This window comes from Flavonifractor sp. An100, assembly GCF_002161175.1.
GTDB lineage: Bacteria > Bacillota > Clostridia > Oscillospirales > Oscillospiraceae > Lawsonibacter.
In genome coordinates this window covers 79,391-101,044 of sequence record NZ_NFMA01000006.1, presented here as the reverse complement: position 1 = coordinate 101,044, position 21,654 = coordinate 79,391, and the positions used below count along the sequence as shown (strand labels likewise).

Sequence of the window (21,654 nt, the reverse complement as noted above, 5' to 3'; positions counted from 1 at the left end):
AGAAAGAAATGCTACAGTTGATGTACATAACAAACCGGCCTGAAATAGCAAGAATTGCGGAATCAGCCGGCGTAGATAGAATATTCGTTGATTTGGAATATATAGGGAAAGCAAGCCGACAGGGCGGCATGGATACCGTACAATCGCAACATACTCTGGATGATGTAAGAACAATTTCTGAAGTAATCCGCACTGCCGAGCTTCTCGTCCGGGTAAATCCGATTCATGAAGCAACAGAAGAATATTGCTCCTCGCAGGAGGAAATTGACACTGCGATTCAAAATGGTGCGGATATTATTATGCTGCCGTATTTTAAGACACTTTTGGAAGTGAAGCAGTTTCTTTCCTGTGTAGCGGGAAGAGCAAAGACGATGTTGCTTGTTGAAACACCAGAGTCCGTAAACATTATTGATGACATCCTTCAGTTGAAGGGAATCGACTGTGTTCACATTGGGATAAATGATTTGAGCATTGGATACAGAAAAAAGTTTATGTTTGAACTTTTGACAGATGGAACTGTCGAGCGGCTGTGCAACAAATTTAGAGAAAAAGGGATTCCATATGGGTTTGGGGGAATTGCTTCGCTGGGAAAAGGTGCACTTCCAGCTGAGATGATTATCAAGGAGCACTACCGGCTTGGTTCAACCTGCGCAATCCTCTCCCGTAGCTTTTGTGATACCACAAAAAACGTAGATATCCATATGGTCAAAAATACTTTTGACCATGGGATTGCGCAGATTAGAGCTTTAGAGGAAGAATGCCAAATGTACCGCGATTATTTTATGAAAAATAAAATAGCTGTGGCAGAGAAAGTTGCAGCCATCGTCGCTGCGAAAGAGTAAAGAGGATTTTCCCGTGAATTTATTAGTTACTGGCGCATGGAGTGATGCAAAAAAGCATATTTCACAGATCGAAGCAATGGGCCATGCTGTGGTGTTTATGCAGCAGGAGCGGGATGCTTTGCCATGTGAACCCGAATGGGTTGAAGGAGTGATTGCCAACGGCCTCTTTTTGACGCACCCAATTGAAAAATTTGAAAATCTACGATTTATTCAGCTTACCAGTGCCGGATATGATCGAGTTCCCATGGAGTATGTCAGAGCACATAAAATTAAAATTTATAATGCGAAAGGCGTATACAGTATTCCAATCGCGGAACATGTAGTTGCCGGTGTATTGGCGCTCTATCGACAGCTTCCGTTCTTTTTAGGCAGCCAAAAGTTGCATCAGTGGGTCAAACGGCGGGATTGCCTGGAGTTAACCGGGAAAACGGTCTGTATTGTGGGATGTGGAAGCGTAGGTAGCGAATGTGCAAAGCGATTTACAGCACTGGGTTGCCGCGTGATTGGTATTAACCGTACAGTTTTTGAGAGTAAAGACTATCATGCGGTTCTACCGCTGGATGATTTGAATCTGGATACAGTACTACCGCAGGCAGACATTGTTGTGCTGACTATTGCCTTGACAAGAGAGACGACCCATCTGATCGCGGCACAGCGCTTAAATATGTTAAAGCCATCGGCGGTTGTGGTCAATGTCTCCAGGGGCCAAATTGTTGACATGAGCGCACTGACCGCAGTGCTGCCGCATATTGGCGGGGCGCTATTAGATGTATTTGAGGAAGAACCGTTAGCGCCGGATAGTCCCCTGTGGGATATGCAAAATGTGATCATTACGCCGCATAACAGTTTTGTTGGCGAAGGAATCTCAACAAGAATGGTATATACAATTTCTAAAAACTTGGAGGCTACGGAATGAAGGTCCTCTTAATTTCACCCAAGAACAGAACGGTATATAATTTCCGTGGAGATTTGATTAAGGAAATCCAGATGCGAGGATATGATGTAATTGTAACTGGACCGAATCGAGATAATTTGGAAAAAATCCTTGCGCTGGGAGTACAGTTTAAGGAAATTCCCATGAACAAAAATGGCCTGAACCCGTTGGCCGATCTTCGGTATTTAAGGGCCTTGATGCAGCTGGTCCGGGAAGAACGTCCAGACGTGGTGCTGGGATATACCAGCAAGCCTGTAATTTACGGTTCCATTGCTGCGAAACTAGCCAAAGTGCCGCATAAAGCCGCCATGGTTACAGGGGTTGGCTATGCCTTTACAGCTCGATCCGTGAAAGCGAGGATCATTCGCTTGATCATGTCCATGTTATATAAGGCGGCGTTTTGGTCTTGCGATGTGGCAATTTTTCAGAACAGCAATGATGCTGATGAGTTTGTTCAGCGTCATCTGGTAAATCGAGAGAAATGTGTTGTGGTCAATGGCTCTGGCGTGAATATGGATCGATTTCCTGTGGCGGAGTTTCCTCCAAAAGTTACATTTTTTATGCTGTCTCGAGTGATGTATTCTAAGGGAATTCGGGAATATTTGGAAGCCTGTACAATTGTCAAGCAAAAATATCCACAGGTTAGATGTATGTTACTTGGAGCATGTGAAAACACCCAAGACTCGCTATCTAGAGAAGCGCTCCAGCCTTATATTGATCATGGAATTATTGACTATTATGGAGAGACAGATCGAGTAGCAGATTATTATCGCCAATGTTCTGTATATGTTCTGCCATCTTACCGAGAAGGAACACCGCGGACAGTTTTAGAGGCGATGTCAATGGGACGTCCAATCATTACAACCGATGCTCCTGGCTGCCGAGGTACTGTTTTAGATGGTAAGACCGGTTTCCTAGTGCCGATTCGTGATGGCAAAGCCGTTGCAGAGAAGATGATGAAGTTTATTGAGCACCCAGAGCTAATTTCAAGTATGGGCTCTGCCAGTGTAGAATATTGTCGAGAAAAATATGATGTGCGTATTGTCAATCAAGCGATGTGTGATGCGCTCAAGATAAAAGAGAGGAAGAGAGATTATGCTATTTGAGCAAATTAAACGGCGGGAAGCATCATTATCGTTAGTCGGCTTAGGTTATGTAGGCATGCCAATAGCTATAGAGTTCGCAAAGCGTGGCGTGAAAGTTATTGGATTTGACTTAAATGCTACAAAAATAGAAATATACAAGTCTGGTATTGATCCCACTCATGAGGTTGGGGATGAGGCAATTCAGAGTACATCTGTAGAATTTACAGCAGATGAGACACGGCTTAGGGCTGCTAAGTTCCACATTGTCGCGGTTCCGACTCCCGTCAACGATGATCACACCCCTGATCTGACCCCGGTAGAGGGTGCCAGCCAGATCCTGGGGCGAAATCTTACCAGGGGCTCCATCGTAGTCTTTGAGTCCACTGTGTATCCTGGTGTGACGGAAGATGTGTGTGTGCCCATCCTGGAGAAAGAGTCCGGTCTTAAGTGCGGAGTGGACTTCAAGATTGGATATTCTCCCGAGCGTATCAATCCGGGCGACAAGGTTCACCGCCTGAGCACGATTACCAAGATCGTTTCCGGAATGGATGAAGAGACTTTGGAAAATGTGGCCAAGGTATATGAAATTGTGGTAGATGCCGGGGTCCATAGAGCCGAATCTATCAAGGTTGCGGAAGCGGCCAAGGTCATTGAGAACAGTCAGCGCGATATCAACATTGCGTTTATGAATGAGTTATCCATTATTTTTGGGAAGATGGGCATCGATACCCTCTCTGTGCTGAGAGCCGCCGGGACCAAGTGGAATTTCTTGAATTTCCGTCCTGGGCTGGTAGGCGGCCACTGCATTGGTGTAGACCCTTATTATTTAACTTATAAAGCAGAGGAACTCGGGTATCACAGTCAGATCATTCTGGCCGGGCGCAGAATTAACGACGATATGGGTAAGTATGTTGCCGAAAATATCGTGAAAAAGCTGATTGTGGCCGACGTTTCCATCAAAAACGCTAAGGTAGCGATTTTGGGCTTTACTTTTAAAGAGAATTGTCCGGATACACGCAATACGAAAATCATTGATATTGTCAAAGAACTTGGCGAATACGGGATAGTGCCCGTCATCGCAGACCCGACCGCCGACCGCGATGAGGCAAAGCGGCTTTACGGCGTGGAATTTGTCGATATGGATTCGATTACAGGCTGCGACGCGGTTGTGCTCGCCGTAGCGCATGATGCTTTCAAAGACCTTGCACAGGCAGATTTCGACAAAATGTTTAAGCCGGTGGAAAATGATAAAAAAGTCCTGGTGGATATCAAGGGCCTTTTGGACCGTAAACAGTACGAAGCAGCGGGCTATCGGTATTGGAGACTATAAACTGTTATTTGGCGAGAAACAGGCTTTTACTTGAATCTATATATTATAAATATAGAATGTTTTTGAAATAAGGTGTAGAGATGGGCTATACAAATTTGAAATTTGACAGCGGCACGCTTTTTTTGGTAACCGGTGGAGCTGGCTTTATTGGCTCAAATTTGTGTGAAGCGATTTTGAATATGGGGTACAAAGTTCGGTGCATGGATGACCTGTCTACAGGGAAACAAAAGAATGTGGACATCTTTCTGGGATACCCTAATTATGAATTTATGAAAGGCGATATTAGGAATTTAGATACTTGTATGTGTGCATGTAAAGGGGCTACTTATGTGCTCCATCAGGCTGCATGGGGCAGTGTGCCGCGTTCATTGGAGATGCCGCTATTTTATAACAAAAACAATATCGAGGGCACTTTGAATATGCTGGAAGCCGCGCGGCAGAACGGCGTGAAAAAATTTGTTTACGCGTCGAGCTCGTCCGTCTACGGAGACGAACCGAATTTGCCGAAGACCGAAGGCCGCGAAGGGAATTTGCTTTCTCCTTACGCGCTGACCAAGCGCTGCGACGAGGAATGGGCGAAGCTATATACGCGGTTTTATGGGCTCGACACCTACGGGATGCGCTATTTTAACGTGTTCGGCCGCCGGCAGGATCCCGATGGAGCCTATGCTGCGGTGATCCCGAAGTTTATCAAGCAGCTGATGAGAGGCGAGACACCCACGATTAACGGCGATGGCAGGCAGAGCCGTGATTTTACTTACATTGAGAATGTCATAGAGGCCAATCTTAAGGCGTGCCTGGCCCCGCACGAGGCGGCGGGTGAGGCATACAACATTGCTTACGGCGGCAGGGAATACCTGATCGACATTTATTACGGCCTGACCAAAGCGCTCGGCGTTGATGTGGAGCCAAATTTTGGACCAGACCGCAAGGGCGACATCAAACATTCCCACGCGGATATTTCGAAAGCAAGGAAACTGCTCGGCTATGATCCGGATTATAGCTTTCAAGACGGAATAAAGCTCGCGATTGAATGGTACAAGGAAAACCTTTGAGCAGTTGGAAAGGGGAGACTCGCCCCTTAAACCTGACGCACATGAGAATGGGGTAGACTTAATAAATAGGGAGATAGTAGTAAATGGAATATCCAATTCGTGTGTTGTGTGTTTTTTCTCTGTTAGACCGCGGTGGTGCAGAAAGTATGTGCATGAATCTATACCGCCGGATCGACCATAGCAAAATACAATTTGACTTTGTGAAGCATGGCCCCCAAAAAGGTGCGTTTGAAGAAGAAATCCACTCCTTGGGTGGACGTATCTACGAAGCGCCTAGATATCAAATATATAACCATCAATTCTATTGTACATGGTGGAAGCAACATTTAGAAGATCATCCAGAACATCAAATTATCCATGGACACTACTATTCTGTTAGTGCAGTTTATTTCAAAGTAGCCCATGAGATGGGACGAATTACAGTAGGTCACTCCCATAGTACATCGGTATCCGGTCCCAATTGGTGGGAAACACAACTCAAACGAATGCTATGTAAAGGTGTAGAACGGCAAGCCGACTACTGCTTGGCCTGTTCCAAAGCGGCGGGGCAGTGGCTATTTCCCCATAAAGAATTCACTGTATTGCCAAATGCAGTGGATGCAGAACGGTTTTCTTTTAATCCTCGGATTGCGCAGGAGGTGCGATGCGAACTGTCATTGGGCGATCATTACGTGGTTGGGACCGTTGGACGGATTGTCCAAGTCAAGAATCCTATGGGAATCGTGGAGATTTTTAAGGCGCTTTGTCATAAAGAGCCAAACGCCCGCCTGCTGTGGGTGGGGGATGGAGCGCTCAGAGAGGGAGCGGAAAACGCATTGGCTCTGGCCGGCTTATCAGATCGCGTGGTATTTACTGGTGTGCGTTCCGATGTGGACCGGATGATGCAAGCTATGGATGTGTTTATCCTACCCTCCTTTTTTGAAGGGCTTGGTATGGTATTGATAGAAGCTCAGGCGGCAGGATTACCCTGTTTGAGCAGCGAGGAGGTACCGCGCGAGGCCGATATAACCGGACGATGCGAGTTTTTGCCTCTTCAGCGACCGGAACTGTGGGCGGAGCGCATTTTGGCAGCGCCTCGTGACAGGCCACATACAATAGAAGCCATTTGTCAGGCGGGGTATGATATCAAAACCTCGGCAAAATGGCTGGAGAACTTTTATATGGACTGTTTAAAGTGATAGAGTACCAATTATGTTGGCAGGTTTAACCCTTTTACTCAAGCGCCCGATTGCTTTTGGTTGGAGACGGCTCGAGACGTATGGAATCACAAAAACTTGCCACAGACTTGCAGATTGCAGATAAGGTAATTTTTACAGGTATTCGGAAAGACACCGCAAGATTGTTGCAGGCTATGGATGTTTTTGTTCTCCCGTCGATTTCTGAAGGCTTTTCTGTTTCGGCGTTAGAAGCAGAAAGCGTTGGATTACCGTGTGTTTTATCCAAAGGGGTTCCGACGGACGTGAAGCTGTTTCCTCAAATGCAAACAATCTTTCTTCCTGTGGAAAACGTTGATGAATGGGTTCGGCAACTGCGTCAGTTAAAAGGTTGCGGAAAAACATGTTGGGCAGATGAAATTCGCCAGACGATGTATGATGTGAATAACGGTGCCAAACAGTTAATGGAATATTATATGGAAAAGAGCAGAAGCTTGGAGTAGAGCATATGAAAATTCTTGTGATTTCCAGTACTCCCTGGTCGAGCAACAATAGTTTTGGAAATACTTATTCAAACTTATTTAAGGATATTCCGGGACTAACTTTTGCAAGTATTGCCCTAAATCCCGTAACAGAAGTTGATCCCATTGTTAGTTCATGCTTTTCTATTTCAGAAAAGGATCTAGTGGAAAATATGCTTCATGTAACTCGGAAAACCGGACATGAAATTAATCTGGAGATACTTGCGTCTCGTCCTATTTCCGGATCGGAAGCAAAGAAACTGGATCTTTCTGTGAAATCGTTTGCTCGAAAAAAACGTTGGATGTTGCTGTTTTGGGCTAGAGATTTCATTTGGAAATTTGGCCGCTGGAACTCCCCTGATTTAAGATATTATTTGGACACAGTACAACCGGATTTGATTTTTCAACCGATTTATTTTGTTCCACATCCCAATGTTATCGCCCAATATGTAAAGAGATATACGGATGCTCCGATGATTGGATACGTGTCAGATGATGTGTACACGTTGCACCGCTTTTCTCTGTCCCCGCTTTTTTGGATCGATCGATTAATTAAGCGAAGAAAAGTCAAGGAAACCATTCAGCAGTGTGAACTATTATATGTGATTTCTCAGCTCCAAAAACAGGAATATGAAAAGATTTTTCGTGTGCCATGTAAAATTTTGACTAAATCTTTGGATTTTTCCTGTGATCCACCAGTTAAATCACAATACCATTCGCCATTAAAGCTGGTCTTTGCTGGTAATATTGGAACTAACCGCTGGAAAAGTCTTGCGATGATTGCAGATGCATTGGAACAGATTAATCAAAGCGGTGTGCGTGCACAATTGTATATTTACACAACTACGCCGTTGACCACAAAAATGGAAAAGGCGTTGCAAAGAGGTATGTCTTCTTTTGTAATGGGAGCAGTTCCAGCAAGTGAGATCCTGAAAATCCAAACCGATGCTGACATTCTTGTGCATGTTGAGGCGCTTGATTTGAAAAACCGCCTTGTGGTTCGTCAATCTTTTTCTACAAAGTTGGTGGATTATTTTAAGGCGGCTCGCCTGATTTTTGCGGTTGGTCCCCGTGATGTAGCGTCTATTCAACATCTCATAGATAATGATGCGGCAGTGGTTGCTTCCAATCAAAAAGAAATATACGTGAAGCTTAAGAAAATCATTGAAACCCCTCAAATTATTGCAGACTATGGTAAGAAAGCATACGAATGCGGGAGAAAGCATCATAATAAAGAAGCCATGCAGTCAATGCTCAAGGAAGATTTAGTGAGGATAGCAAGGCAATGAAGATCGTTCAAATCAATGCAGTCTATCAAACGGGCAGCACGGGCCGTATTGCAATGGAACTGCACCGGGCACTAATGGATCTGGGGCAGGAGAGTTATGTTTTTACTTCAGATGGGAATTGTATAGACGCAAATGTTTTTCCGCTTGGCAGCAAGCTGGATCACAAGGCACATGCCCTATTTTCTCGCTTGAGTGGAGAGCAAGGCTATTTTTCAGCGGGGGCGACCAAGGCTTTGCTGAGGGAATTGGACAGGTTGGTTCCTGATGTAGTCCATTTGCATAATCTTCATGGAAACTATATCCATTTACCCATGCTGTTGAACTATTTGGGGGGAAAGAATATTGCTACGGTTATTACCCTTCATGACTGCTGGTTTTTTACTGGTAAATGTACTCATTATACGATACAGGGTTGTCAGCGCTGGCAAACGGGGTGCTATGGCTGTCCGAGAATAAAAAATGACAATGCCAGCTGGTTTTTTGATCGCACCCCCAAAATGTGGAGCGACAAAAAGAAATTGTTTACTGCGATTCCGCGTCTAGGTGTGATCGGTGTCTCTGACTGGATCACCAACGAGGCAAAAAAATCTTTTTTACAGCATGCGGCTGTGATCCGGAGAATCTATAACTGGATTGACATAGATCGATTTTATCCCCAAAATACAGATATACGCCAGAAGTATCAAATCCCGGATGAAAAACTGCTGATTCTGTGTATTGGCGGCGGTTGGAATGAGCACAGCAGTAAATATCAAGATCTGATTGGCCTTTCAAGATTACTGCCAGAAAATATGCACATCCTTTTGGCAGGCGCAGTGAATTCCAGCAGCCCTCTTCCCAGCAATATTACTTCCGTGGGGTATGTACATGGACTGGAAGAGTTGGCGCAAGTATATTCAGCGGCTGATGTTTATATTCATTTGTCCAAAGAGGATACATTTGGAAAAGTAATTGCTGAAGCAATGGCATGTGGGACGCCTGCCATTGTATATGATTCCACGGCCTGCCCGGAAATTGTGGGTCAGAATTGCGGGTATATTGTACCGGTGGGAGATTTGTCACAGATATATCATTTTGTATGCGAGATTGGAGAAAAAGGAAAATCGTTTTATTCAGCAAGCTGCAGGGACTTTGTTGAAAAGCGGTTTAAAAAAGAAGAGCTGATTGCAGATACGGTTGGTTTGTATCAGACGTTGATCGAGATGAAGTAAAAATAAAGCTATATCAGAGGAAGCACTATGTATTTAGTTATCATAGCGGTTGTGTTGACTTTTTTCTTTTCAAAATCCAAACAGTTTGATCGAACAAGAACTTGTATCTGGGTTTGTTTTTGCTTATTTGCAATTTCGGCATGTAAAGCAGTCTCCTCTTATGGGGATTTAATAGCTTATCGCAATAGCTATTTATCGTTGACCGGAACATCCATCAGTCGTTTATGGGAGCGGTATATTGCAGGCGACCTGAAAGATTTCGGCTTTTACGCAATCGCAAAACTGTTTTCAAACCTGGGATTGAGTACTGAAATTTGGATGGCGGCGATTGCGCTATTCTTTGCTGTTTGCGTTTGTGTATGCTTTTATCGGGAGTCAGAAGATATTTTTGTGAGCCTAATGGGTTTGTTGGCCCTGTATTATCGGTTTACCTTGTCTGGTCTAAGGCAAACGCTTGCGCTTGGATTGGTTTTGCTTGCATATCTAAAGATTATTGACAGAAAATTGCCTGCATACGTTTTACTTATGGCCGCGGCATTTTTGTGTCATTCATCATCTTTAATATTCTTCCCTGCGTATTGGGTAGCGCGGGCAAAGGTAAACTTTAAGCAACTCGTTTTGGTCATTGTAGCCTTGGGAATTTGTTTACTTGCTCCTGGTTATATCCGTACTCTCATACAAAACTTCGCTTGGAATGAAAGTATTGCATCATACAGCGATACGGAATCTGCATTGACCTGGAGCGGATATTTTATTCAGCTGGCCATGCTGATCTTTTGCCTTTTCTTTCAAAATACAGTTGTTGCAGCGGATGAAGATAAGAAAAAAATAGAAAATATAAACATATACATTAACCTTATGGTTATAGGGCTATGCATACAAGGTGCCAGCTCTATCATAGCAGAGGCATTTAGAATGAGTTATTACTATTCTATGGGAGCCTTATTTGCTGTTCCAAATATAATTGCCCATCAAAATGGAAAGAACAAAAAAGTGCTGTTTACCTCTGTTTCACTTATTTTTTTAGCTTACATACTATATACGGGCGGGTATGCAGATCTCAAATATTTTTGGCAAATATGAACGGTTAACATTTTTGCTGAATGACTTTTATCCGGAAAGGGCAAGGCATCATGAAGTATATCGGTTACTACGATTGTGAGCAAAATAAAGGCGAAAACCGAAATTATGTTTTATCTGCCACAAATAAAATGACTTACATTGCCAGCACATTGGCCAGAAATGGCGTTCCCGTGGAGATCATATCGGCAAGTGGAACTTTGAATACGAAGCCTTGCCCAGGTAAGACACTGGAAATTGCCCCCGATATTATGCTGAAGCTTTTTCCCAGCATGGGGACCGGGGGGAGAATCAAGCGAGTGTCCTGTCCAGATGGATGCTGCAGGCCCAGTTGTTTTCTCCTTTTTCAAGATAAGTGTTGCCAAAATTGCGTCATCTAAATGCGGAGAGTGACCAAGGGCTACACTGCAATGTGATGGGGTATCAATATTAGGTTGAGGGCACTGCGCCATACGGATGTGTAACAACACTTAACCTAAACGGGGAGAGAAGTATTGAAAGGTGAATTAAAACATGAGCAAAAAGTATATGGAAAAAATTAAAATACTGCAGGTAGTCTCATGTCTAGAAAAAGGCGGGACAGAGGCGTATATTGTAAACAATTTCAGACACATAGATCGAGAACGTTTTTCCTTTGATTTTTTAGTATTTGTTGAAAAAGAATATCCTTATTATACAGATATTATTCATAATTTAGGTGGGAGAATTTTTTTTTGTGGAGTTCCCTCTCTAAAAAGAATACCAATATTTCTTTATAGAATTATATCCGTAATAAAAAAATATGGGCCATATCAAGCGGTGCATTCCCATGTAAACATTGCAAATAGTTGGGTGTTGGTCGCAACGAAGCTAGCGGGTGTTCCAATTCGTATCTCACACTCTCATGATACATCAGGAAAAGACAGCGATACTTTTTTGAGAAAAGCCTATATTTGGTGGGAAGAGCTATTAATTAAAAAAAATGCAACACACTTTTTGGCATGTTCCACTCTGGCAGGAGAATATTTGTATGGCAAAGAGTTCTTTGCAGCAAAAGGCATTGTTAGCCACAACGGAATAGATATTGCACAATTTATAGACATAAATGAGAATAAACAGCAAGCATTAAAAGAAGAACTCGATATTGCCGATCATATTATTTTTGGCAATATTACGCGGTTTGAACCAAAGAAGAACACTTTATTTACTATTGATGTATTTGCGAAAATTGTGAAAAAATATCCTAATGCAGTCCTACTTCTTGGGGGGCCTGATGGTGGTTTATTGGAAAATGTAAAGAGCCGAGTACATAAACTAGGCCTTGACGGCAACGTACGATTTATAGGTGTTCGCAATGATGTTCCTGATCTATTACATCTTATGGATGTATATCTTTTTCCGTCTCTTTTTGAGGGCTTAGGGATTGTTGCATTGGAAGCTCAGGCGGCAGGAGTTTATATTATTGCGTCTAAAGCAGTTCCAAGGGAGGTAGATATGGGCCTGGGACTTATAGAATTTTGCTCGTTAGATGTTGATCAGTGGGTAACTGCTGGGTGTAAGCATATATTCAGAAAGCAACAAGACAGAAATATGGTCATCAAGCAATTTAGGGGAAAAGGATACTTAATTGAAGAAAGTGTGAAAGAGATTGCAGATATCTACGAGGGGGAGATAGGTCATGTCTAAAACTGTACACTATCTATGTTTTTACGCAAACCAGGATAACAAAGATGTTTTGACTTCCTATCCCTCGGTATGGAGTAAAATAGAGTACATTAGTGAAAAAATAAAGAATTGTGGTTATTCTGTAAACCTATTTTCTGCGGCACCAACAAAACAAAAAGGATTTTACCACGGGAATACAATACTTCACAAGGATGGAACCCGTGAAACCTATGTATCCTCTTTTCGAACTAAGTATTTTATATTAAATAAATTAAGCATAATGTTTATTTATTGCCAAATAATTTACAGATTGCTGACTGTGGACAAAGATGACATAATATTGGTCTATCACTCCATGTTTTACGACAGACCTGTAACCATTCTAAAAAAATTATTCAGGAAAAATTTTGTTTTAGAAATTGAAGATGTATATTCTGAACTGAGTGATGAAAATAAATATTTGAAACAAAGGGAAAGAAGATTTTTTGAATTACCACAAGCTTATTTGTGCGTAAATGATTTAATTGCAGAAAAATTAGAAAATAATAAAAAGAAAATTATCTCATACGGAAGATATGATTTGCCGCCAATCTATCAAAATAATTCTTGTCATGAAATGAATACAATAAATCTAATTTACGCCGGTGTGATTGAGCGGCAAAGAGGAGCCGCGTTTTTAGCGATTGATGCTATGAAGTGCCTAGAAAAGAAATATAAACTTCATATTTGTGGATTTGGCGACGATATAGATTTAAAAGCTCTTTATGATGCAGTTAAAGAGTACAATGATTCGAATGATGGAAATGAAATTATATACCATGGGATGGTAAGTGGTGAAAAGTACTATAAGTTACTACAGAGTTGTCAGATTGCGTTGAGTACCCACAAATATAGTACAGATACCATGTCATCAGCTGATAGTACTTTTCCCTCTAAGGTTTTGGTGTATCTATCCAACGGCTTACATGTAGTGGCGCAGCGGCTAAAATGTCTACAGAGCTCAAAAATAGGGAGCCTTATTCATTACTATGATGAACCAACAGCGGGAGCTGTGGCAGACGCTATCCATAGCATTGATTTGGATAAGTCGTATGATAGCCGCAGCATTATTCATGAACTTGATATAGATTTTCAAGAGAATATAAAGCTTTTGTTAGAGGTAGAAATATGAATTTATTGCTGTTGTATGACCGGATATGGCAAAAACTAAAAAGGACTTACCGGAATGCGGTTTTTCGTGCGAAAACAGGGTATCATGCCAATTTGGTGGGATCAATAACGCTCATTAATAAAAATTTAAAAATTGGGAAAAACGTTACTTTTTACCCGGACGTAATGCTTTTTGGCGATGGGCTAATCGAGATAGGGGACAATGTAGATCTTGGGAACGGAACAGTTATTTACGCTTCAAAAAATGGCGGGGGGGTCAAAATCGGAGATAATACTATGATTGCGGCACAGTCCTATATAATAGATACAGATCATGGCATTCGTGCAGGAGAGTTGATGCGTAAACAGGCCAATACAGTTTCCTCCGTTTCCATTGGCGAGGATGTTTGGATCGCTGCCGGCTGTAAAATACTGAAAGGTTCTCAGATCGGAAATGGAGCCATTATAGGCGCATCAAGTGTAGTGAAAGGGACCATCCCTGAATGTGCTATTGCGGTAGGAATTCCTGCTAAAGTAATAAAATACCGGGAATAAAGAAGATGGACAGAAAAACTGGTGTGATTTTATCATATGTTTTAATGATATTTGAGGTTTGTTCCACTCTGCTGCTTACCCCATTTATTATCAGGACCTTGGGACAGGCAGAATATGGCGTGTACAAACTGTCTGCTTCAGTCGTTGCATATCTTCTATTGCTAGATCTTGGGGTAGGCAATTCAATAATCAGGTTTATTGCCAAATATCGCGTTACTGGCGAAAAGGATCAAGCGAGAAAATTTCTTGGAGTTGCGACGATATATTATCTTATCGTCGGGATTATTGCACTAATTGCCGGTTTTGTTTTGATAGTAGTTTTCCCGTCTGTATTTGCAAAAGGGCTGACAGAAAATGAAATTATATTAGGTCAGAAACTTCTCGCAATTACCATGCTCAATTCCGCAGTAACACTAGGAACCGCGGCATATAATAACGTCATCATTGCATTTCAGCAGTTTGCAGTTTCAAAAGTCGCGTCTATTGTACAGATTTTGATCCGTATGCTTCTAACAGTTGTTGTACTAAAGTGCGGGATGGGAAGCCTTGGTATTGTTTCGGTTAATTTACTGATGACGGTATTGGTTCGAGCTTTCTTTGTGTTGTACGTATTGATTAAAATCAAGCTAGTTCCCCGGTTTACGGGAATTGAGTTGGGGTTTATAAAAGAAATTGTTGCGTATTCCTCACTGATTCTCTTGCAGATGGTGGCAACACAAATTAATGCTAGTGTGGATCAAATCTTAATAGGATCGCTAGTAACTGCATCGACATCTATTTTGGCTGTATATAGCGTAGGTACACAGGTAACCCAGTATTTTCAGTCTATTGGCAGCGCTTTTACTGGCGTTTTAATGCCTGGCGTTGTTGCCTTAGTGGAGTGCGGGGCAGAGCCAGAAAAATTGACAGCCGAGATGATCAGAGTTGGTCGTATTATCCTTATCGTTTTAGGAATAATATGGGGCGGATTTTTGGTGTGCGGCAAGCAGTTTATTGAGCTGTGGGCTGGGGGGGAGAATTCCGAAGCATATGTGGTTGCTGTCATCTTGATGAGCGCATATTTATTTACGTTGACAGAATCAATTGGATCCCAGATCCTGTGGGCAAAGAATCAACATAGGGAACAGGCAATTTTAAAAATTGTAATTGTGCTGATAAATATCATATTGACTGTATTTCTTATCCAATGGGAACCGCTGATTGGTGCAACAATCGGGACCTTTATATCGCTGATGCTTGGTGATGTATTGGTAATGAATCTAATTTTTGTGATAAAATTAAAAATTAACTTACGTCATTATTATTTAAGCCTTTTCAAAGGGCTGGTGCCATCTATAATTATTGCGATAGTAGTAGGTTCCGTATTTAAAATGCTTATGCCAAATGTGTGGCTGGGACTTATTTCTAATATTCTGCTTATGTGTATTGTCTATGGAGTTGCGATGATGACTATAGGTATGAATACATATGAAAAACATTTGATATTTTCCATACTACAAAAATTATGGATTAAAAGGAGCAAATAGAAATGTCAGTATTTGCACACAAGACCCTCCTGATCACCGGTGGCACCGGCTCTTTCGGCAACGCCGTTCTCAACGGGTTTCTAAACACCGACATCGGTGAGATCCGTATTTTCTCCCGCGACGAGAAGAAGCAGGACGACATGCGTCACGAGTTCCAGGCCAAGATGCCGGAGGTGGCCGGCAAGATCAAGTTCTTTATCGGCGATGTGCGGGATTTGGCCTCGGTCAAAAACGCCATGCACGGAGTAGACTACATATTCCACGCCGCGGCCCTCAAGCAGGTGCCGTCCTGCGAGTTTTTCCCTTTGGAAGCGGTCAAAACCAATGTGCTGGGTACCGACAATGTGCTTACGGCGGCCATCGAGGAGGGCGTTAAAGCGGTCATCTGCCTTTCTACCGATAAAGCCGCCTACCCGGTCAACGCCATGGGGACTTCGAAGGCCATGATGGAAAAGGTGATCGTGGCCAAGAGCCGCACGGTCAGCCCGGAGAAGACGAAGATCTGCTGCACACGTTACGGAAATGTGCTCTGTTCCCGGGGCTCGGTTGTCCCGCTCTGGATCGACCAGATCAAGGCGGGAAATCCCATTACCATTACTGAACCCACCATGACCCGCTTTGTGATGAGCCTGGAAGAGGCGGTGGACCTGGTGGTCTTTGCCTTTGAACATGGTACCAGCGGTGATATTCTGGTTCAAAAAGCTCCGGCTTGTACCATTGAGACGCTGGCGAAGGCGGTGACAGAGCTGTTTGCGCCCGACCATGAGATCAAAGTGATTGGGATTCGCCACGGCGAAAAAATGTACGAGACGCTGCTCACCAATGAGGAATGTGCCAGTGCAATTGACATGGGTGAGTTCTATCGCGTGCCCTGCGATAAACGGGACCTCAACTACGACAAGTACTTCAAAGAGGGCGACATCAAGCGAAATACTCTTACAGAATTTAACTCTAACAACACGAAACTGTTGAATGTGGACCAGGTAAAAGAAAAGCTGCTCACCCTGCGGTACATCCAGGATGAGCTGTCCGCTTGGGAGCAGGAGAAGTAAGATGAATATTTTAGTGACCGGCGCCAAGGGCTTCGTGGGGAAAAACCTGATTTGTAATCTCCGAAATATCCAGGAGGGGAAAAATCGTACCCGCCCCAATTTAAAAATTGACAGCATTTTCGAATACGACATTGACAGCACCCAGGAGGAGCTGGATACATACTGTGCAAACTGCGGCTTTGTCTTTAACCTGGCCGGCGTGAACCGGCCCAAGGACGAGCGCGAGTTTATGCAGGGCAACTTCGGCTTTGCGTCCACGCTTCTGGACACGCTGAAAAAGCACGGGAACAAGTGCCCGGTCATGTTGGCCTCATCCATTCAGGCGACGTTAATTGGCCGCTACGGCCAGTCTGACTACGGAAAGAGCAAGCTGGCTGGGGAGGAGTTGTTTTTCCAATACAGCAGAGAGACCGGAGCGCCGGTCTTGGTGTATCGCTTCCCCAATCTGTTCGGGAAGTGGTGCCGCCCCAACTATAACAGCGCTGTAGCCACGTTCTGCAACAACATTGCCAATGACCTGCCCATCCAGGTCAATGACCGGGCCACTGAGCTGGAATTGTTGTACATTGATGATCTGGTGGAGGAAATGCTGGACGCCCTGGGGGGGAACGCCCATTACTGTTTCTATGAAGGCCTGAATCCTGTCTTCCAGGAGAACGGCCCGTACTGCGCTGTCCCCACTACACACAAGACCACTTTGGGCGAGATCGTGGATCTGCTGGAGACGTTTAAAGCGCAGCCGCAGACCCTGCAAATGCCGGAGATTCCCAACAATTCCTTTGCTAAGAAGCTCTACTCCACCTACTTATCCTATCTGCCCAGGGAAGCGGTGGCGTTTCCCCTGAAAATGAATGTGGATGAGCGGGGCAGCTTTACCGAGCTGCTGAAAACGGCCAGCTGCGGACAATTCTCGGTCAATATCTCCAAGCCCGGTATTACAAAAGGAGAGCACTGGCACAACACAAAGTGGGAATTTTTCATGGTCGTTTCCGGCCACGGCCTGATTCAGGAGCGGAAGATCGGTTCGGATGAAGTGATGGAGTTTGAAGTGTCCGGCGACAAGATCGAAGCGGTCCATATGCTTCCCGGCTATACCCACAACATTATCAACCTGTCCGAGACAGAAAATCTGGTGACCGTTATGTGGGCTAACGAGCAGTTTGACCCCAATCATCCGGATACTTTTTTTGAAAAGGTGGTTCAGTAATGCGGCTGATCATGATCGGGGCGGGAGGCTATGGGAGAACGGCAGCGGATCTGGCCCGGCAGTCTGGGCGCTATGATCAGATCGCTTTTTTGGACGACCATAGTCAGGACTCGGATGTGCTTGGGGGCTGTGCCTCCTTTCAGGCATTTGCGGATGGCAATACAGAGATGTATCCTGCCTTTGGGAATAACGAATTGCGGCTCTCCTGGCTGGACAAGCTGGAGCAAGCGCATATCCCTGTCATGACGCTGGTTCATCCTACGGCCTATGTAAGTCCCACAGCAAAGGTGGAACCGGGAACAATTATCCTCCCCCATGCGGTGGTCAATACCGCCTGCACGGTGAGCCGGGGCTGTATCGTCAACTGCGGCGCCATTGTGGACCACGGCTGCTGGCTGGAAGAGGGCGTTCACGTATGTCTGGGCGCTATCGTCAAGGCAGAAAACCGCATTCCAAAGGGTATGAAAATTGAGGCGGGGATTGTTATAGAGAATCGAACTTACCGATTCTAAGCGAAAATGTAAGAGGAGCATTTACATAAAACACTTAGGGAGGAAAGTAACCTATGGATGATGTTAAAGACCAGGTATTATTAAGTATTATTGTTCCTGTCTATAACGCGGAAAAGTATATCGGCGCGTGTGTGGACAGTTTACTTGATCAAGGTTTTAAAAAGAATGAATTGGAAATTATCTGTGTCAATGATGGTTCCACAGATACGTCTGCGCAAATTTTAAGCCGGTATGAGAGTAATCCTCAAGTAAAAGTAATAACGAAAGCAAATGGAGGCGTGTCTTCGGCAAGAAATGTTGGCCTTGATGAAGCGCGTGGAAAATACCTGGGATTTGTAGATGCTGATGATCTGGTTGCAAAAGGTGCATTTTCTAAAATTATTCAATATATGGAAGAGAACGATCTGGAAGCCGCGCTATTTCCGCATGTTACATTTACAGAGGATGAGAGCGTTATTTTCCGTTCACCAGCCGAGCAGTTGTCGTTTACATTAAACACCGGACGGAATGCAAAAACTTCTGCTACAGTATGGTCATTTATTGTTTTAACAGATATCATTCAGCGAAATCATATAAGATTTCACGAGGAGTTGAAATATGGGGAGGATTATTTATTTGGGTATTATGTTAGCTTATATATCCAGCCAACTAAACAATGTTTTGTTGGAGAAACTGTTTATTACTATCGGCAACATGTAATGTCAGCCATGCATCAGAGAGACCAAAAACATACGCAACAGCATATGAAAGGCATGCTCACTATTGCCAACGCCTATAAGTCCATGCTGGAGCATTTTGAAGAAAAAGACTGGCGATACCAAAATACTAGAGCAAGAAAAGATACAGCAACAATGGCAGCAATGCTTGATGCCGCAAAATTGGGCATTTCGCCCAAGAAGTTTTTGTGTGATTTGAGAGATCAAGGATTGTATCCTATACAGTTACAGTGGTGGACATTAAGAATCGGGGGGGGGAGTAATAAGAAAACCTGGCTCGTCAATCTTGCGTGTTTCTTGTTCCCGTTTTCATGGTACTATATTATATTCTCAGCCCTTATAAAGAAATTATCTTCCAAGAGAGCATAACTTTAAATCTGAATATTGATTCATTATAAAAAGGTTTGGAGAGAAAACACCATGGCCGCGTTTCAAAATAATGGAAAACTCAAACTGCTGATCATTGTGGGCACCCGGCCGGAGATCATCCGTTTGGCGGAGGTCATCAAGAAGTGCCGGAAGTATTTTGACTGTCTCTTGGCCCATACAGGTCAGAACTATGACTATAACTTGAACGGTATTTTCTTCAAGGATCTGGAACTGGCTGATCCGGAGATCTACGTGGAGGCCGTGGGGGACACCTTGGGCCAGACCATGGGGAATATCATCGCAAAGTCCTATGACCTGATGGTGGAGCTGAAGCCGGATGCGGTCTTGGTGCTGGGTGATACGAACTCCTGTCTGTCCGTCATTGGAGCCAAACGGCTGCACATTCCCATTTTCCATATGGAAGCGGGCAACCGCTGTAAGGATGAGTGCCTGCCGGAGGAGACCAACCGCCGGATCGTGGATATTATCTCCGATGTGAACATGGCCTATTCCGAGCATGCCCGCCGATATTTGGCGGACTGCGGACTGCCCAAGGAGCGTACCTTTGTGACCGGCTCCCCCATGGCGGAAGTGCTGCATAAAAATCTCAGCAAGATCGAGGCCTCCGATGTGCACCAGCGGCTCGGGTTGGAGAAAGGCAGGTACATTCTGCTCTCTGCCCACCGGGAGGAGAACATCGACACAGAGAAAAACTTCCTCTCTTTATTTGGCGCCATCAACGCCATTGCCCAGAAATACGATATGCCCATCCTGTACTCCTGCCATCCCCGCAGCCGTAAGCGCTTGGAGCAGTCCGGCTTCCAGTTGGACAAGCGGGTCATTCAGCATGAGCCTCTGGGATTCCACGACTATAACTGTCTCCAGATGAACGCTTTTGCGGTGATCTCAGACTCTGGAACACTGCCCGAGGAGAGCAGTTTCTTTACCTATGTGGGGCACCCTTTCCCGGCCGTCTGTATTCGTACTTCCACGGAGCGCCCCGAGGCACTGGACAAGGGCTGCTTTGTGCTGGCCGGGATCGAGGACAATGGCCTGCTCCAGGCTGTTGAGACCGCCGTGGAGATGAACCGCAGCGGTGATTACGGGATCCCGGTACCCGACTATGTGGAGGAGAATGTGTCCACTAAGGTAGTCAAGATCATCCAGAGTTACACCGGAGTGGTGAATAAGATGGTTTGGCGGAAGTCCTGACGGGATGTTATAATCCTATGATTTACGATGGGAACGGTTAAACGGTTAATTTCATAGGATGAATCGAAAGGAGTGTTTAATGTCTACCAGGCCCAAAAGCCGGACAATCGCATCAGCAATGGCAGACGCATTGCAAAAATCGTCTGCGGTGAGCCATCTGCGTACGCCGGCCAAAACTACACCTTGACCATTTGAAGTCCTACACCCTGACCGCGCAAAACAGACACCCTCGCCGCTGGTCTGACACCGGCGTCATGGTACACTGCTTCCGCAGAGATAGTGCAGATACCAGTGAGTGGCACGAGAACCTGTACGACCCGACCCTGGCTGATGCCATCTGTGACCGGATCATCTACGACGCCTATACCATCCGGATCGAGGGTGAGTCCATGCGAAAGCGCAAGGGTATCTCCGAGTAATTCCCCGCATGGCGGCCCGCTGCACTACGCCTGCGGCCGCCATGCACCATTCCGCCGGTGACGATGCACCATCATCTGCGGTCAAGCCGCACTTTTTGAGCGGCGTATGCACCTAAAACCTTGGCAAGAATCCGTGATGGCGTAAAATGGATTTAATAGTAAAAAATTTAAATCTTTCCTGAAAGCGGGCAATCCAATAAGGTCGTGAGCACATGGATTTTGATTTGTACCCAAATTTGGAGCGGCTAATTTTTGAGGTATTTGAACAGGAGGAACGGCAGTCTGCGGAACTGCGCCTGACCCCGGAGGAGGCGGCCCAGTTGGTTCGGCGGTACGGCGCCTGCTGCACCCCGATGGATGGTGCATTCTGTCCGGACGGAAAGCGCTGGTACCGAGTGTGGCTTCCGGATTGCGATATCCACGAAAGAGAGAAAGAAAGTGGACAAGATGCTGACACAGATAGGCAGTCAGGACAAGCAGGATCTTCAACGAAACTTGGTTGATTGGTCCCGAAAGATCTATACGAGCAGAAAATATGTCCCGCGCATCACATTTTGGGGTTTTTACCATGTTTTCTGCCTGGACGAAGATACCGCCGCTATTGCAGGTTACCCCGACGACCGCAGCGAGAACCGCATGGCTTTTCTGAAACAGATCTTTGGGCAGACTACGGTCGACCCGTGGAATTATCTATTCATCGCCGGTCGATCCCAGAAGACAGCGCGAAACTTATTCAGCGACCTGTGGCACTTGTCCTGGAAATATAAGAAACTCCCGAACTCTTTTCAGCGG

Annotated in this window: 20 protein-coding genes and 1 pseudogene; all 21 read left to right on the top strand. The window is 44.7% G+C overall.

Going from position 1 to position 21,654, the window contains the following annotated elements; all coding sequences use genetic code 11:
- Positions 1–8 precede the first annotated feature (8 nt).
- The 21 genes and pseudogenes from B5E43_RS05370 to B5E43_RS14860 all read left to right on the top strand — a co-directional run bounded on the left by B5E43_RS05370 (position 9) and on the right by B5E43_RS14860 (position 21,365).
- Positions 9–842, top strand: coding sequence for an aldolase/citrate lyase family protein (locus B5E43_RS05370; protein WP_087394375.1), 834 nt, complete (start codon positions 9–11; stop codon positions 840–842).
- A 13-nt stretch (positions 843–855) separates the two neighbouring features.
- Positions 856–1,758: a D-2-hydroxyacid dehydrogenase gene (locus tag B5E43_RS05365; protein WP_087394373.1), complete on the top strand. Its 903-nt coding sequence runs from the start codon at positions 856–858 to the stop codon at positions 1,756–1,758.
- Positions 1,755–2,882 carry a glycosyltransferase family 4 protein gene (locus B5E43_RS05360; RefSeq protein ID WP_087394371.1) on the top strand — a complete coding sequence of 376 codons (1,128 nt, stop codon included), beginning with the start codon at positions 1,755–1,757 and terminating at the stop codon, positions 2,880–2,882. The genes B5E43_RS05365 and B5E43_RS05360 overlap by 4 nt, the downstream gene beginning before the upstream one ends.
- Positions 2,869–4,191, top strand: coding sequence for a nucleotide sugar dehydrogenase (locus B5E43_RS05355; protein WP_087394369.1), 1,323 nt, complete (start codon positions 2,869–2,871; stop codon positions 4,189–4,191). Before B5E43_RS05360 ends, B5E43_RS05355 begins: the two co-directional genes overlap by 14 nt.
- A gap of 95 nt (positions 4,192–4,286) precedes the next feature.
- Positions 4,287–5,246, top strand: coding sequence for an SDR family oxidoreductase (locus B5E43_RS05350; RefSeq protein ID WP_343214268.1), 960 nt, complete (start codon positions 4,287–4,289; stop codon positions 5,244–5,246).
- A gap of 83 nt (positions 5,247–5,329) precedes the next feature.
- A complete protein-coding gene (locus tag B5E43_RS05345; protein WP_087394365.1) occupies positions 5,330–6,424 on the top strand; it encodes a glycosyltransferase in 1,095 nt (364 codons plus the stop codon).
- A gap of 50 nt (positions 6,425–6,474) precedes the next feature.
- Complete coding sequence (locus tag B5E43_RS05340) at positions 6,475–6,903, top strand: glycosyltransferase (RefSeq protein ID WP_275532991.1); 429 nt, start codon at positions 6,475–6,477, stop codon at positions 6,901–6,903.
- Positions 6,904–6,908: 5 nt separating this feature from the next.
- Positions 6,909–8,210 (top strand): glycosyltransferase family 1 protein, encoded by a 1,302-nt coding sequence (locus B5E43_RS05335; RefSeq protein ID WP_087394361.1) that lies wholly within the window; start codon positions 6,909–6,911, stop codon positions 8,208–8,210.
- Complete coding sequence (locus B5E43_RS05330; protein ID WP_087394359.1) at positions 8,207–9,421, top strand: glycosyltransferase; 1,215 nt, start codon at positions 8,207–8,209, stop codon at positions 9,419–9,421. The genes B5E43_RS05335 and B5E43_RS05330 overlap by 4 nt, the downstream gene beginning before the upstream one ends.
- A 27-nt stretch (positions 9,422–9,448) precedes the next feature.
- Positions 9,449–10,504, top strand: a complete 1,056-nt coding sequence (locus B5E43_RS05325; RefSeq protein WP_087394357.1) for an EpsG family protein — start codon at positions 9,449–9,451, stop codon at positions 10,502–10,504.
- A 510-nt stretch (positions 10,505–11,014) separates the two neighbouring features.
- Positions 11,015–12,166, top strand: a complete 1,152-nt coding sequence (locus B5E43_RS05320) for a glycosyltransferase (RefSeq protein WP_087394356.1) — start codon at positions 11,015–11,017, stop codon at positions 12,164–12,166.
- Positions 12,159–13,316 (top strand): glycosyltransferase, encoded by a 1,158-nt coding sequence (locus B5E43_RS05315; RefSeq protein ID WP_087394353.1) that lies wholly within the window; start codon positions 12,159–12,161, stop codon positions 13,314–13,316. The genes B5E43_RS05320 and B5E43_RS05315 overlap by 8 nt, the downstream gene beginning before the upstream one ends.
- Positions 13,313–13,849 carry an acyltransferase gene (locus B5E43_RS05310; protein ID WP_206406932.1) on the top strand — a complete coding sequence of 179 codons (537 nt, stop codon included), beginning with the start codon at positions 13,313–13,315 and terminating at the stop codon, positions 13,847–13,849. Before B5E43_RS05315 ends, B5E43_RS05310 begins: the two co-directional genes overlap by 4 nt.
- Positions 13,850–13,854: 5 nt before the next feature.
- A complete protein-coding gene (locus B5E43_RS05305) occupies positions 13,855–15,375 on the top strand; it encodes an oligosaccharide flippase family protein (RefSeq protein ID WP_087394350.1) in 1,521 nt (506 codons plus the stop codon).
- A 2-nt stretch (positions 15,376–15,377) separates the two neighbouring features.
- Positions 15,378–16,427: a nucleoside-diphosphate sugar epimerase/dehydratase gene (locus B5E43_RS05300; RefSeq protein WP_087394348.1), complete on the top strand. Its 1,050-nt coding sequence runs from the start codon at positions 15,378–15,380 to the stop codon at positions 16,425–16,427.
- Between the two features lies 1 nt (position 16,428).
- Positions 16,429–17,634, top strand: a complete 1,206-nt coding sequence (locus tag B5E43_RS05295) for a capsular polysaccharide biosynthesis protein CapF (RefSeq protein WP_087394346.1) — start codon at positions 16,429–16,431, stop codon at positions 17,632–17,634.
- Positions 17,634–18,146: a hypothetical protein gene (locus B5E43_RS05290; protein WP_087394344.1), complete on the top strand. Its 513-nt coding sequence runs from the start codon at positions 17,634–17,636 to the stop codon at positions 18,144–18,146. The genes B5E43_RS05295 and B5E43_RS05290 overlap by 1 nt, the downstream gene beginning before the upstream one ends.
- Positions 18,147–18,199: 53 nt before the next feature.
- Complete coding sequence (locus B5E43_RS05285) at positions 18,200–19,231, top strand: glycosyltransferase (RefSeq protein ID WP_087394342.1); 1,032 nt, start codon at positions 18,200–18,202, stop codon at positions 19,229–19,231.
- Positions 19,232–19,282: 51 nt separating this feature from the next.
- Positions 19,283–20,443 (top strand): UDP-N-acetylglucosamine 2-epimerase (non-hydrolyzing), encoded by a 1,161-nt coding sequence (gene wecB, locus B5E43_RS05280; RefSeq protein ID WP_087394340.1) that lies wholly within the window; start codon positions 19,283–19,285, stop codon positions 20,441–20,443.
- A gap of 296 nt (positions 20,444–20,739) precedes the next feature.
- Positions 20,740–20,862: pseudogene (locus B5E43_RS15465) on the top strand (ATP-binding protein); the annotation flags it as partial.
- A gap of 212 nt (positions 20,863–21,074) precedes the next feature.
- Positions 21,075–21,365: a hypothetical protein gene (locus B5E43_RS14860; RefSeq protein ID WP_143382952.1), complete on the top strand. Its 291-nt coding sequence runs from the start codon at positions 21,075–21,077 to the stop codon at positions 21,363–21,365.
- The last annotated feature ends 289 nt before the right edge of the window (positions 21,366–21,654 follow it).

Coding starts and splice junctions, on each gene's coding strand:
- B5E43_RS05370 (WP_087394375.1), top strand. CDS start 9: ATGCTACAGTTGATGTACATAACAAACCGGCCTGAAATAGCAAGAATT.
- B5E43_RS05360 (WP_087394371.1), top strand. CDS start 1,755: ATGAAGGTCCTCTTAATTTCACCCAAGAACAGAACGGTATATAATTTC.
- B5E43_RS05345 (WP_087394365.1), top strand. CDS start 5,330: ATGGAATATCCAATTCGTGTGTTGTGTGTTTTTTCTCTGTTAGACCGC.
- B5E43_RS05335 (WP_087394361.1), top strand. CDS start 6,909: ATGAAAATTCTTGTGATTTCCAGTACTCCCTGGTCGAGCAACAATAGT.
- B5E43_RS05330 (WP_087394359.1), top strand. CDS start 8,207: ATGAAGATCGTTCAAATCAATGCAGTCTATCAAACGGGCAGCACGGGC.
- B5E43_RS05325 (WP_087394357.1), top strand. CDS start 9,449: ATGTATTTAGTTATCATAGCGGTTGTGTTGACTTTTTTCTTTTCAAAA.
- B5E43_RS05320 (WP_087394356.1), top strand. CDS start 11,015: ATGAGCAAAAAGTATATGGAAAAAATTAAAATACTGCAGGTAGTCTCA.
- B5E43_RS05315 (WP_087394353.1), top strand. CDS start 12,159: ATGTCTAAAACTGTACACTATCTATGTTTTTACGCAAACCAGGATAAC.
- B5E43_RS05310 (WP_206406932.1), top strand. CDS start 13,313: ATGAATTTATTGCTGTTGTATGACCGGATATGGCAAAAACTAAAAAGG.
- B5E43_RS05305 (WP_087394350.1), top strand. CDS start 13,855: ATGGACAGAAAAACTGGTGTGATTTTATCATATGTTTTAATGATATTT.
- B5E43_RS05300 (WP_087394348.1), top strand. CDS start 15,378: ATGTCAGTATTTGCACACAAGACCCTCCTGATCACCGGTGGCACCGGC.
- B5E43_RS05295 (WP_087394346.1), top strand. CDS start 16,429: ATGAATATTTTAGTGACCGGCGCCAAGGGCTTCGTGGGGAAAAACCTG.
- B5E43_RS05290 (WP_087394344.1), top strand. CDS start 17,634: ATGCGGCTGATCATGATCGGGGCGGGAGGCTATGGGAGAACGGCAGCG.
- B5E43_RS05285 (WP_087394342.1), top strand. CDS start 18,200: ATGGATGATGTTAAAGACCAGGTATTATTAAGTATTATTGTTCCTGTC.
- wecB (WP_087394340.1), top strand. CDS start 19,283: ATGGCCGCGTTTCAAAATAATGGAAAACTCAAACTGCTGATCATTGTG.
- B5E43_RS14860 (WP_143382952.1), top strand. CDS start 21,075: ATGGATTTTGATTTGTACCCAAATTTGGAGCGGCTAATTTTTGAGGTA.